The sequence below is a fragment of the Ruegeria sp. CDSB022 genome, assembly GCF_059611145.1.
Genome location: NZ_JBXWOZ010000001.1, coordinates 129,455 through 141,775 on the forward strand (window position 1 = coordinate 129,455; position 12,321 = coordinate 141,775).

The 12,321-nt window shown below is 55.5% G+C and carries 12 protein-coding genes; 7 read left to right on the plus strand and 5 right to left on the minus strand.

All coding sequences use genetic code 11. The features are described 5' to 3' along the window. Nucleotides 1–31: 31 nt before the first annotated feature. Together AC2FIZ_RS00650 and thrS are read right to left on the minus strand one after the other, a co-directional pair. Nucleotides 32–334 (minus strand): BufA1 family periplasmic bufferin-type metallophore, encoded by a 303-nt coding sequence (locus tag AC2FIZ_RS00650; RefSeq protein ID WP_281971868.1) that lies wholly within the window; start codon nt 332–334, stop codon nt 32–34. A 221-nt stretch (nt 335–555) separates the two neighbouring features. Beyond that, on the minus strand, nt 556–2,514 hold the full coding sequence (gene thrS / locus AC2FIZ_RS00655) for a threonine--tRNA ligase (protein ID WP_496790434.1): 1,959 nt from the start codon (nt 2,512–2,514) through the stop codon (nt 556–558). A 218-nt stretch (nt 2,515–2,732) separates the two neighbouring features. Here thrS and AC2FIZ_RS00660 point away from each other — a divergent pair, with 218 nt between their 5' ends. The 4 genes from AC2FIZ_RS00660 (at nt 2,733) to AC2FIZ_RS00675 (ending at nt 5,906) form a co-directional block, all read left to right on the plus strand. Next, on the plus strand, nt 2,733–3,482 hold the full coding sequence (locus tag AC2FIZ_RS00660) for an alpha/beta fold hydrolase (protein WP_281971870.1): 750 nt from the start codon (nt 2,733–2,735) through the stop codon (nt 3,480–3,482). After that, nucleotides 3,482–4,462, plus strand: a complete 981-nt coding sequence (locus AC2FIZ_RS00665; protein WP_281994412.1) for an alpha/beta hydrolase — start codon at nt 3,482–3,484, stop codon at nt 4,460–4,462. The genes AC2FIZ_RS00660 and AC2FIZ_RS00665 overlap by 1 nt, the downstream gene beginning before the upstream one ends. Before the next feature lie 28 nt (nt 4,463–4,490). Beyond that, the gene (locus AC2FIZ_RS00670) at nt 4,491–5,105 is read left to right on the plus strand and encodes a hypothetical protein (protein WP_281994992.1); all 615 of its coding nucleotides are present in this window, start codon (nt 4,491–4,493) and stop codon (nt 5,103–5,105) included. An 84-nt stretch (nt 5,106–5,189) separates the two neighbouring features. Continuing rightward, a complete protein-coding gene (locus AC2FIZ_RS00675; RefSeq protein ID WP_142632994.1) occupies nt 5,190–5,906 on the plus strand; it encodes an alpha/beta fold hydrolase in 717 nt (238 codons plus the stop codon). Here the strand turns inward: AC2FIZ_RS00675 and AC2FIZ_RS00680 are convergent. Together AC2FIZ_RS00680 and phaZ are read right to left on the minus strand one after the other, a co-directional pair. Beyond that, nucleotides 5,897–6,481, minus strand: a complete 585-nt coding sequence (locus tag AC2FIZ_RS00680; protein WP_281971872.1) for a DUF6151 family protein — start codon at nt 6,479–6,481, stop codon at nt 5,897–5,899. The two genes, AC2FIZ_RS00675 and AC2FIZ_RS00680, sit on opposite strands and share 10 nt — an antisense overlap. Nucleotides 6,482–6,486: 5 nt before the next feature. Next, entirely contained in the window at nt 6,487–7,758 is a 1,272-nt protein-coding gene (gene phaZ, locus AC2FIZ_RS00685) for a polyhydroxyalkanoate depolymerase (RefSeq protein WP_496700579.1), read from the minus strand. 111 nt (nt 7,759–7,869) lie between these two features. On the opposite strand from phaZ, the gene AC2FIZ_RS00690 reads away from it, so the two are divergent. The 3 genes from AC2FIZ_RS00690 to phaR all read left to right on the plus strand — a co-directional run bounded on the left by AC2FIZ_RS00690 (nt 7,870) and on the right by phaR (nt 10,944). Then, a complete protein-coding gene (locus AC2FIZ_RS00690; RefSeq protein ID WP_496790436.1) occupies nt 7,870–9,672 on the plus strand; it encodes a PHA/PHB synthase family protein in 1,803 nt (600 codons plus the stop codon). A 134-nt stretch (nt 9,673–9,806) separates the two neighbouring features. Then, nucleotides 9,807–10,253, plus strand: coding sequence for a phasin family protein (locus AC2FIZ_RS00695; protein ID WP_142633002.1), 447 nt, complete (start codon nt 9,807–9,809; stop codon nt 10,251–10,253). A gap of 136 nt (nt 10,254–10,389) precedes the next feature. Then, nucleotides 10,390–10,944, plus strand: coding sequence for a polyhydroxyalkanoate synthesis repressor PhaR (gene phaR / locus AC2FIZ_RS00700; RefSeq protein WP_281994416.1), 555 nt, complete (start codon nt 10,390–10,392; stop codon nt 10,942–10,944). 62 nt (nt 10,945–11,006) lie between these two features. Here the strand turns inward: phaR and AC2FIZ_RS00705 are convergent, their stop codons facing one another. After that, nucleotides 11,007–12,221, minus strand: coding sequence for a DegT/DnrJ/EryC1/StrS family aminotransferase (locus tag AC2FIZ_RS00705; RefSeq protein WP_281971875.1), 1,215 nt, complete (start codon nt 12,219–12,221; stop codon nt 11,007–11,009). Between the last annotated feature and the right edge of the window lie 100 nt (nt 12,222–12,321).

The following is a 12,321-nucleotide window of genomic DNA, read 5'->3' on the forward strand; positions in this document are numbered from 1 at the left end:
CCCGCCCCTCAGATTTGGCAAAAACTCAGGCTTATGCCGGCAGGTCGCGCTCCAGCGGCTCGAGCGATCCCTTGCGGGCACCGCCGTCAGCTGACTGAGGCAGGTCGATATCGGCGCAGGTGCCGGCATCTACCAGCGTCCAGGCATTGCCCTGATAATCAACAGTCGAGGTGCCCGCGCACGTGGTGCCAGGACCGGCGGCACAATCGTTCTGACCGGCCAGAGAAACGCCATAGCACTTTTCTTTGGCTTGTGCGGATGCAGTTGTGGCCATGCCTGAAACGGCTGCGGCTACGGCGCTAGCGATGACAAGGGATTTAGCGGTGTTCGACATCTCGGTTATCCTTTTGATGACTGCGTATGTCTGTGTTCGACAATGACAAAGGTAATGGGTTGCAGGGCACAGTTGAATTCACGAGCCTGTGTCTCACGAGCCCGTCAATGACTGTCATGACATCTTGCAAACTAATAGTTTGTTTTAGAAGAGATAAAACGCAAATGTTTCAATCCGGCCCCTCAGAGGGGGCCGGATTTTGTGCAATTTGCCGCTGATTGTTACAGCAGGTCGGGCGGCGTAGCGGCCCGCGACAGTTCATTTGTTACAGCTTCAAGCGGCTGCACTTGTGTCTGTTTCTCACCAAGACGACGGACACTGACTGTGCGGTCCTCAACTTCACGGTGACCGACGGCCAGAATGACCGGAACTTTGCCGACCGAGTGTTCACGAACCTTATAGTTGATCTTTTCGTTGCGGATATCCGCCTCGGCTCGGACACCTGCGGCCTTGAGTGTCTCAACCACTTCCTGCACGTAACCGTCAGCCTCGGAGGTGATCGAAGCGACCACGACCTGACGCGGGGCCAGCCAGAAGGGCAATTTGCCCGCGTGTTCTTCGATCAGGATGCCGATGAACCGTTCGAACGAACCCAGCGTTGCACGATGCAGCATGAAGGGGCGGTGCTTCGATCCGTCCGCGCCAATGAAATTGGCGTCCAGCCGCTCGGGCAGGTTGGGGTCCACCTGAAGGGTGCCGCATTGCCAAGTACGGCCGATCGCGTCGGTCAGGGTGAATTCAAGCTTGGGTCCGTAGAAGGCGCCTTCGCCTTCGAGAAGCTCATAGTCGTATCCTGCAGCCTTGCAGGCGTCACCCAGGGCTTTTTCGACCAGATCCCAGCTTTCATCCGACCCGATGCGTTTTTCCGGGCGCGTCGAGAGCTTGATGGTCCAATCATGGAAACCGAGATCGGCATAGACCTTCGACAGAAACGCGATGAATTTTGCGGTTTCAGATTCGATCTGATCTTCGGCGCAGAAAATATGCCCATCGTCCTGGGTAAAGCCGCGCACCCGCATGACACCATGCAGCGCGCCAGAGGGTTCGTACCGCGCGCAAGACCCGAACTCGGCCATGCGCAGAGGCAGATCGCGATAGGATTTCAGACCCTGATTGAACACCTGCACGTGGCAGGGACAATTCATCGGCTTCAGGGCGTTCACGGCCTTTTCACGGGCATGTTCCTCGTCGACTTCGACGATGAACATGTTTTCCTGATACTTGTCCCAGTGGCCCGAGGCTTCCCACAATTTGCGGTCAACAACCTGCGGTGTGTTGACTTCGACATAGCCGTCACGTTCCTGCATGCGGCGCATATAGTCCTGCAGGGTGGTATAGATCTTCCAGCCATTCGCATGCCAGAAGATCTGGCCCGGAGCCTCTTCCTGCATGTGGAACAGGTTCATTTCGCGGCCCAGCTTGCGGTGGTCACGCTTGGCAGCCTCTTCCAGCATGTGCAGGTGCGCTTTCAGCTTTTCCTTGCCGGTAAAAGCCACGCCATAGATGCGTTGCAGCATCGCACGGTCGCTGTCACCGCGCCAATAGGCGCCGGCGATGGACATCAGCTTGAACGCATCGCCCGGAACCTGGCCGGTATGCTGAAGATGCGGGCCACGGCACAGGTCCTGCCAGTCGCCATGCCAGTACATGCGCAATGGCTCGTCGCCCGGTATGGCGTCGATCAGTTCGACCTTATAGGGCTCGTTGTTTTCGGTGTAGAAATCAATCGCGCGCTGACGGTCCCAGACCTCGGTGGTCACGGTGTCGCGTTTGTTGATGATTTCCTTCATCTTTTTCTCAATCGCGCCGAGGTCTTCGGGCGTAAATGGCTCGGCCCGGTCGAAATCGTAGTACCAGCCGTTTTCGATGACGGGGCCGATGGTGACTTTGGTATCGGGCCAGATCTCCTGCACGGCGCGGGCCATGATATGAGCCAGGTCGTGGCGGATCAGTTCGTTTGCCTGATCTTCATCTTTCATGGTGTGCAGGGCGATTTCGGCATCAGATTCAATGGGCCATTGCAGATCCCAATGCTGGCCATTCACCGTGGCTGAGATGGCCTTTTTGGCCAGTGAGGTCGAGATGTCGGCGGCCACCTGCGCAGGGGTTACACCCACGTCATAGGATCGTGCATTGCCGTCAGGAAAAGTGAGAGAGATTGACTGTGCGTCCAAGGCCATGGCTGGCTCTCCTCGTCGGTTTGGCGCCCACTGAACGCCCGGTTGCGGGTTATGTTGTGTTCGCTTCATTTGTCAGGTGGGGGTGGACCTGTCAAGGGCCGGCGCGAGGGGCCAGCCCTTCGCGCTCCCCGAGGTATTTTTGGCCAGATGAAGGGGGATCTGGGAATTGCACTTGGGGGTGGGGCGTGCATGATATCGGAAAAAGAAAAGAGGGTGTCATGGCAGCGACGAATTTTCTGGAAACGGCGCAGGGACGGCGGCTGGCCTATCATAAAAGCGAGGGCATCGGGCCGACCATCGTGTTTCTGGGCGGGCTCAAATCCGATATGGAAGGCACCAAGGCGGTGCATTTGGAGGCCTGGGCGAAGGGGCGTGGCCATTCATTTCTGCGGTTCGACTATTCAGGTCACGGTGAAAGCGGGGGCACGTTCGAAGAAGGATGCATTGGTGACTGGCATGAGGATACGCTGGCCGCGATCACGGAATTGACGGATGGGCCGCTGATTGTTGTCGGCTCGTCCATGGGGGGGTGGCAGGCGCTGCTGTTGGCCAAAGCGCTGCCAGATCGGATTCAGGGAATGGTGACCATCGCTGCTGCGCCGGATTTTACCGAGGACGGGTATTGGGCTTCATTCTCGGAAAACCAGAAACAGGCACTGGAAACTGTTGGCCATGTCGAGCTGCCTTCGGACTATATGGAGCCTTACATCGTGACCAAACGGATGATTGAAGATGGTCGCCAACATTTGGTCCTGCGCAAGCCTCTGCATATGCCTTTTCCCGTGCGGTTTTTGCAAGGTACCGAAGACACAGCGGTTTCAACCGGAACAGCTGTGCGCCTGATTGAACATGCGTTCGGGCCCGATATGCGCCTGTCATTGATCAAGCACGCCGATCATCGCTTTTCGGATGGCCCATGCCTGGGGTTGATCGAACAAGCCGTTCTCGATGTGATGGCAGCCCAATAATGCGGATATTGGGTCGCGTTTTTCTGACATTGATCGTTGCGTTTGGCCTGATCTATTGGTTTGGCCCGCGTGAGAAGGTTGATCTGGCCCCAACATTTGACGCGCGCAAATTCGGTGAAGGGGTGCAGGTCTATTTCGAAAGTGTGGAATCTGCATTCGCCGACATCATTCCGGGGGTCGAAAAGCGAGTTTTTTGGCAAGAGGGCTATAAAGAGCAGCGAACACCTGTTTCGATTCTGTATCTGCACGGGTTTTCTGCATCATCCGAAGAGATCCGACCGGTTCCCGATCTGCTCGCCGAAACGTTGGGCGCCAATCTGGTCTACACGCGGTTGCAGGGTCATGGTCGCGGGGGGGATGCAATGGGTGAGGCGACGGCCTCGGGTTGGATGCAGGATCTTGCCGAAGGGCTGGCTGCCGCACGGGCGGTTGGGGATCAGGTCGTGGTGATTTCGACATCAACCGGCGGCACGTTGGCAGCGGCGGCCGCACTGAATGAAGAGCTGAGCCAAAACGTTGCAGGGATCGTATTTGTTTCTCCGAATTTCGGCATTAAAGCGGCCGGAGCATGGATACCCAGATTGCCTTGGGCGCGCATTTGGTTGCCCCTGATTATGGGTGAAACCCGGGGCGTCGCAGGGGTGAACCCGGAAATGAACAAATTCTGGTCGGCGGTCTACCCTTGGCAGGCTGTGGTGCCGATGACAGTGCTGGTGGATGTGGTCTATGCGCTGGATTTTTCAGACGCAAAGGTTCCCGCGTTGTTCTGGTTCTCGAATGAAGATCAGGTCGTGCGTGCCGACCTGACCCACGAGATTGCCAAAGCATGGGGCGCCCCTGCGTCGGTTGAGCTGGTAACAATGGGGCCCGGGGACGATCCTAATTCCCATGTGATCGCCGGGCGGTTGATGTCTCCGGGGCAGACCAACGATGTGGTGGCTGGTATCCTGAGATGGCTGAAAACCTTGGGGATCGAGTGAGGAAGAAACAATGCGCAGACCAGGCAGTATGTGGAGCCTTGAAACCCTCGGTCGTGTGCGTTTGTCCCGTCATTTTTTCATGCGCGATTTTCTGTATTCGGAAATAGGCAATTTTCACGAAAAGCAGAATTTTCCAGACGATCCCGACCTTGCCATCGAAACCGGAAAGGCGCTTTGCGAAACCCTGCTGGACCCGCTTGAGGAGACCTTTGGCCGGATTGCCGTACGATCCGGCTATCGCTCGGCATCATTGAACCGTTTCGGCAATGAAAACCGGCTGAATTGCGCGCGAAATGATAACCCGCTTGAATGTCACATCTGGGATCGCGCTGTGGGTGATGATCGGATTGCCGGGGCATCGATCGTGATCCCATGGTTTGCTGATCAATATGAGGCGGGGCGGGATTGGCGGGATTTGGCGTGGTGGATGCACGACCATCTGGAATATTCCGAAATCTGGTTCTTTCCAAAACTCTGTGCTTTCAATCTGGTCTGGAGGCCTGTGCCTCATAAGCGCATCGACAGCTATATCGCGCCGCGGGGCTGCCTTCTGCGCCCAGGAGGCACGCCTGGCGAGGGTGAACTTGAGCGGCAAAGACGATATGCGGACTTCCCCGCTTTTCGCGGTATCCGCTACCCCTGAACTTTAACTTGCCGAACCATACAAAACCTCTCATCCTGAAACTAATGACGACGATTTGAGTGACTTTTCCAAAGGAGGCGTTGTTTGATCGAGCCGTTGGTTCTTTTGCCCGGTTTGATGTGTGATGCGCGGGTATTTGAGCATCAGATGCGCGCCCTGTCACGTGATCGCGCCGTGACGGTCGCTTCGGTTTCGACTGCTGAACGGATTGAAGAGATCGCGCGGGGCCTATTGGTTCAGTTGCCACAACGCTTTGCATTGGCGGGCCTAAGCCTGGGCGCCGTAGTCGCTTTGGAAATTGTCCGATATGCACCCGAGAGGGTGTCGCGCTTGTGTCTGATGGCTTCGGATGCGCATTCGGAATCGCCCCAGACCGCAGCCGCGCGGGAGGAGCTGTTGGTCGCCGCCAAGATGGGTCGGTTAGAGGAAGTGATGCGTCGGCTGATTGGATCGGATTCGCTGGCCCCGGGGCCTCGACGTATTCCCATTCTTGCTGATGTCATCTCGATGGCGTTGGATTTGGGCCCGCAGGTGTTCGAGCGTCAGATTCGCGCGCTGCAGCGTCGCCCGGATCAGCAGGGCAACCTACGCCGGATCACGGCCCCGACTTTGGTGCTATGTGGGGCGCATGACACGGTTGTTCCGGTGCGAAGGCATGCGTTCATGGCGGACCTGATCCCAAATGCAGAACTGCACGTCATCAAGGATGCAGGACATTTGCCTACGTTGGAATCGCCTGAAAATGTCACCGAGGCGCTGAAGACCTGGCTCAGCGTGAAGCCTGCGCTGGATTACGCGTAGAGCGCTTTACGCTGTTCTTTGCTGAGAATGACCGGGGTTGAGATCGTCTGGCCCGTATGCTGATCAAAGAACGGGGTGTCCCTCCAGCTGCCAGAAAGCCGGGATTTTAGTACCCGCGTGACAGTCCCGGCGACAGCGTAACCCAGTCGCTTGTGTTTGTGTTTTCCATCGGCCTGCGGAATGAACCCTTGGGTCGTAACCGGCCCTAAACAGTCCGGATCGGAAACTCGTTTCACATCAAAGCCCGCAAACGGAAATTTTGGAGTATTTGATGTCGTCGCCAGCGGCGCATTGCAGCAGCTGGCATACCAGCGCAGCATCCCCTTGGGGCCAAGGCGCATCGCGGCCAGGTGTTCGATGCCGCCGTCGATCCTTATTTCTTCAGGGGCCATTTGGAAAATGTCCACCGGTTCCGGCGCAGGGTCCGGTTGCCCGAAATATATCTGCGCGGCCCGGCAATCACGGCAAAAGCAGACTACATGCGTTCCGTACTGAACGCCTCTGGCTGTAATGCTGCCAAAGAGTTTTCCACAGTTGCAGGCGAAAGCCGTCTGTTTGGCGACTTTCTTTCCCATCGGCGTTAGGCCACTTTGTTGCGGTTGGCCGCTTTGCGCGAGGGTTTGCGGGCGTTGGCGTTCATAAATTCGATCACCAATGGGCGGATATTGTCGCGCCAGCTACGGCCGGCGAAGATGCCATAGTGACCTGCGCCAGGTTCGACATGGCTGGCTTTTTTCGAGTCCGGCAGCCCTGTACACAGCTCGAGCGCAGCAATGCACTGGCCAGGGGCCGAGATGTCGTCATTCGCACCTTCGACTGTTTTGACTGCAACGTTTGTAATTTTGCCGATATCCACCTTGTGCCCTGCAACAACAAACTCGTTGCGCGCGATTTCGCGGTTTTTGAAGACGCGTTCGACGGTCGAAAGGTAGAACTCGGCGGTCATGTCCATGACAGCGAGGTATTCATCGTAGAATCTGTTATGGGCATCGTGATCCGAAGCCTCGTCCCGCATAACCCTCTGGATCTGCTCGGAAAACGCCTGAGAATGCCGGTCCGAATTCATCGACATGAACGAGGCCAACTGCAGCAGGCCGGGATACACCATGCGCCCGACGCCCTTATACTTGAAGCCGACGCGCTGAATCATGGTTTCTTCCAGCTGCCCCATTGTCACGCGGCGGCCAAAATCGGTCACGTCGGTAGGTGTGGCATCCGGGTCAACAGGTCCGCCGATCAATGTCAGCGTGCTGGGTTGGGCTTTGGGTTCGACCTCGGCCAGATAGGCTGTGGCGGCCAGAGTCAGCGGCGCCGGTTGGCAGACGGCTACAACATGGGTGTCCGGTCCCAATTCTTTCATGAAATCGACAAGGTAAAGTGTATAATCCTCTACATCAAACTTACCTTCGGACACGGGGATATCGCGCGCATTATGCCAGTCTGTGATATAAACTTCGCAATTCACCAAGAGGCTTTTTACGGTGGACCGAAGCAAAGTGGCGTAATGTCCAGACATCGGGGCGACCAACAGCACCTTGCGGGGCTGTTCGGCGCGGCCATTGACACGTATATGTATCAAATCACCAAAAGGGCGTTCGATCACCGGGACAATATCGACCAGATGATCCTTGCCGTCTTCGCAAGTGAATGTACGGATTCCCCAGTCGGGTTTTACAACCATGCGCTGGAACGTCCGCTCAGTCACCTCGCCCCAGGCGGCCATCATGCTGAACGCAGGGTTGGGCACCATCGAAAACAGCGGATAAGAAGCCATGGCACTTGCCGTAGCACCCATCCACTGATTGGTGTTGCGCAGCGTTTCCATCAGATCGTAGGTCATCATGTAGCGCATGAAATGGGCCTCCTGAGTGTCAGCCTGATAATTCGGACCATTCGTCGCTTTGCCCCCCGACGCCCACGACGTTATTCTGCATAGCAGCGAGGTTAGGGTGGAATTGTTAAAATGACAACAAGTGAAGATAACGCGCCAGAGCTGTCCGAGGAACACCTTGAACGGATTAGAGAAAATATGACGAAAGTCGAAGAACTGTCGAAAAGACTGATCGAAGTGATGGCTGGAAAAGAGGCGCACACTCCCGCGTTGGACGGTCCGAATCAAGATCTTTTCGCAAGAGCAGCAACTTCGTATTTCGCCGAAGCGTGGCAGAATCCCGCCAAGCTTCTGGAACATCAGGTCGCCTTCTGGGGACAATCCGTTATGAACTTTGCTGAGGCTCAGCAGGCGCTGGCCGCCGGCGGGGTCGAGGACAGCGAACCCGGACCCAAGGATAAACGGTTCTCAAACCCTCTTTGGGACACCAACCCCTATTTCCGGTTTATTCGCCAGCAGTATCAGACAAATGCCGATGCAATCGCGCAGGCGGTTGCTTCGGTCGACGATCTGGACGGCAAGGACAAGCAGAGGCTGCATTTCTTTTCGCAACAGATCATTGACTTGATGTCTCCGACGAATTTCCTGGCCTCCAATCCCGACGCGCTGGAAAAGGCGGTCGAGACGGAAGGGCAATCGCTGATCAAAGGGCTAGAGAATCTAGTTGCGGACCTAGAAGCCAATAATGGTGAAATGGTTGTCAGACTGGCGGATGAATCCGCGTTCAAGCTTGGCGAGAATATCGCGACAACTCCGGGCGACGTGGTCTATCGCAACAGGCTTATGGAGTTGATCCAGTACAAACCCACGACCGAGACCGTACACGAGACCCCGATCGTTCTGTTTCCGCCCTGGATCAACAAATACTATATTCTGGACCTTAAGGCGCAGAACAGCCTCATCAAATGGGTGACCGAGCAAGGCTATACCCTGTTTGTTGTAAGTTGGGTTAATGCGGATGCTTCTCATGCCGAGGTCGGTATGGGCGACTATGTCGAAGAGGGATTTCTGACCGCCATCGAGACCGTCAAGTCGATCTGTAAGGTCAAGCAGGTCAATGCGGTGGGATATTGCATTGCCGGCACCACGTTGAGCTTGACGCTGTCCCTGATGAAGCAGCGTGGCGACAAATCCATCAAATCGGCGACCTTCTTCACAACCTTGACCGATTTCGGTGAACAGGGGGAATTCACGCCGTTCCTACAGAATGACTTTGTCGATGGCATTCAAGAACAAGTGAAAAAAGACGGTATCCTAAAAGCATGGGTCATAGGTCGTACCATGTCGTTCCTGCGATCGAATGACCTGATCTACGGCCCTGCCATTCGAAGCTATATGATGGGCGAGACCCCTCCGGCGTTTGATTTGCTCTACTGGAACGGGGATGGCGCAAATCTTCCGGGCAAAATGGCAATCGAGTATTTGCGGGGGCTTTGCCAGAAAAATCAATTTGTGACCGACGGTTTCGATTTGCTTGGGCACAAACTGCATATCCGCGACGTTGATGTTCCTTTGATGGCCATCAGCTGTGAAACCGACCATATCGCCGCCTGGAAAGATTGTTATCGGGGTGTGCAGCAGATGGGGTCACGTTCGAAGACGTTTGTCGTTTCGGAATCCGGTCACATAGCAGGCATCGTGAACCCGCCGAGCAAGAAGAAATACGGCCACTACACCAACCCTGATTTGAATGCGGATGCCGATGCATGGATGAAAGAGGCCGATTTTCATAAAGGGTCCTGGTGGCCGCAGTGGGAAGCTTGGCTGAAGAAGAGATCCGGCAAGCAGATCCCCGCGCGCCAAGTGGGCGATTCGGGATACGCTTCCCTGGCCGAAGCACCAGGAACCTATGTTTTGGTGAAGGCAACAGATTGATTTTTAACAGTTTAGAAAAATATTGCTGCAGTGCAGCAAGAAAAAACTTGCAATGCTGCGATGCAGCAACGATATTGTCCTCAAGCTGATGAAGCCCGGGGTTGGCCCGGATCGGCAAGCAAAGGATTTGGACAATGGCAAAGACTCAAGACTTTACCGCGACCCTGAAAGACATGATGGGTGCATTCCCTGTTGACACCACCGCTCTGGAAGGTGCGTTCAACACCACCGCGACCCTGAACGAAAAGCTGTCGGGCGTTGCTCTGGAAGCGGCTGAGAAATCGGCTGAGATTTCGAACAAATGGACCAAGGAAACCCTGGCCAAACTGTCCGATATGTCGAAAGCGAAATCTGACCCTGCAGATTACGCAAAAGCTGCTACCGACTACGCAAGCGCGTCGGCTGAAGTTGCTGCTGAAAACCTGGCTGCTTTCGCTGAAATCGCGAAAAAAGTTCAGTCGGAAACCGTTGAGCTGCTGATGGCTGCTGGCAAAAACGCTGCAGAAGACGCAACTGCCGTTGTCAAAAAAGCAACCAACGACGTGTCCACTGCTGCGAAAAAAGCAGCTGGCGCCAAGTAAGGTAAGATAGCGAGGCGCACCCACTCCTCCCATTTGGTGCAATCGCGTTGGGCGGGTCGAAAGACCTGCCCTTTCTTTTTGTTCTGCACTCGCATAATCTCTGCTGCAATGCATCATTCCTTGGGGAGGGTAGACGGTGTCAGAACAAGAAAAACCGTTGCTAATCAAACGATATGCCAGCCGTCGGCTGTATAACACTGAAACCAGTGACTATGTCACGCTCGAAGATATTGCGGCATTCATACGTGACGGTCGCGAAGTTCAGATCATAGACCTGAAGACTGGGGATGATCTGACACGGCAATATCTGCTTCAAATCATTGCCGAGCATGAAAGCCGCGGTGAGAATGTCCTGCCGGTGAACGTGCTGAACGATCTTGTGCGCAGCTATATGTTGCCGGGCGGAGGAGTGATGCCGCAATTCCTGCAAAGCTCGTTCGAAATGCTGCGCGAAAGCCAAAGCAAAATGATGGAAAACATGTCTGCGATGAATCCGATGACCCAGATTCCGGGTTTCGAAGCACTGCAAGCGCAGCAAAAGGCATTTCTGAAGGCGATGACCAGCGGCATTTCCGGCAGTTGGTCCAGTTCGGAAACGGATAGCGAGGCCAAACCCCAGTCGAGTGAGGATCTGGACGACATCAAGAAGCAGTTGGCGGAGTTGCAGCAAAAGCTGTCTAAACTGAACTGAATTTGTCCACACAATGAAATAGGCCCGCCGCTGGCGGGCCTTTTCGTTTGAATTCAGCTTGTTCAGGTTCCAAATGCGATTTTCGGGGCGGTAATTTCCCCTACTGAAGCCAACAGAATATCAGCGATCACATCCAGTTCCGCGCCTGTCAGGCGTACAGGCAGGCGCACGTCGCAAGCTTTCATCAGCATGTTTCGCGTTTGTGGCAGCTCGGTCTGTTCCGGCAGGAATTGCCAGTTCCAAAAGGCACGGGCGTTGTCTTCACTCAGGCCGAATACCTGAACTTTCACCCCGCGTGCTTCGGATGCTGCGGCAAAGGCGCGGATATCATCATCGCTTAGGTCAACCAGATTGAACTGGATCGAGTCCGGCGCCCGGCGCTCTGGCACCAGCGGGGCAGGCACGTTGATATAGGGCGATGAGTTCAGGCGCTCTGCCACATAGTCGTGGTTTTGCAACCCATCGTGGACACGGCGTGCCAATTCAGGCATCTGGGGACGGATTACTGCAGCGCTCAGGTTGCTCATCCGCAGGTTATACAGCGGCAACTGGTTCTGCCAGCGGCCAAAGGCCTCTTCGAGTTCCGATGAGTTGTCGCCACGCGGACCTTTGTGTTTCTTCCAATTATGTTCGTAGGCGCCGGACATGATCACGGCACGCGCCACCAGATCAGCGTCGTCGGTTATCAGAATGCCACCTTCGCCCGCATTGATCATCTTGTAGGACTGAAACGAGAAACAGCCGATCTTGCCAATCGTCCCAATATTGCGACCATGCCAAGTTGTCCCCAGCGAATGGGCTGCGTCCTCGATCACCGGAATGTCGCGCGCGCTGCACAGGGTCATGATCGCGTCCATATCCGAAGTATGTCCGCGCATATGGCTAATGATCACGGCCTGCACGTTATCCAGTTTGGCGGCAAAGTCATCCATGTCGATGCGATAATTGTCACCCACCTCACACAGTACGGGGATGCAATCCGCATGTATGACCGATGAGGGCACCGCCGCAAAGGTAAAGCCCGGTATCAGCACCCGCGCGTCCCGCGGCAAACCCAGCGCCTTGAGCGATAGGAACAGTGCCGCCGAGCAGGACGATACAGCCAGCGCGTATTTCGTGCCCAGCAGTTCCGCGAATTCCGACTCGAGCAGCGCAACCGGAGCGTCCTGCGGCGCAGTGTAGCGGAACAGGTCGCCTGACTGCATCAAGGCATCAATGGCGTCGCGGGCGGCCGCGGGGATGGGTTCGGCGTCATGGACGTTAGGAGGCAGCGTCATATTTGGCATTCCTGAATTCTATCTTTGGGAAAGATAAAGCTAATGAAGTGTCAATCCAAGCCCTTAATCTTCAGGGTGGCGAAATTTCACTATTCTGTCG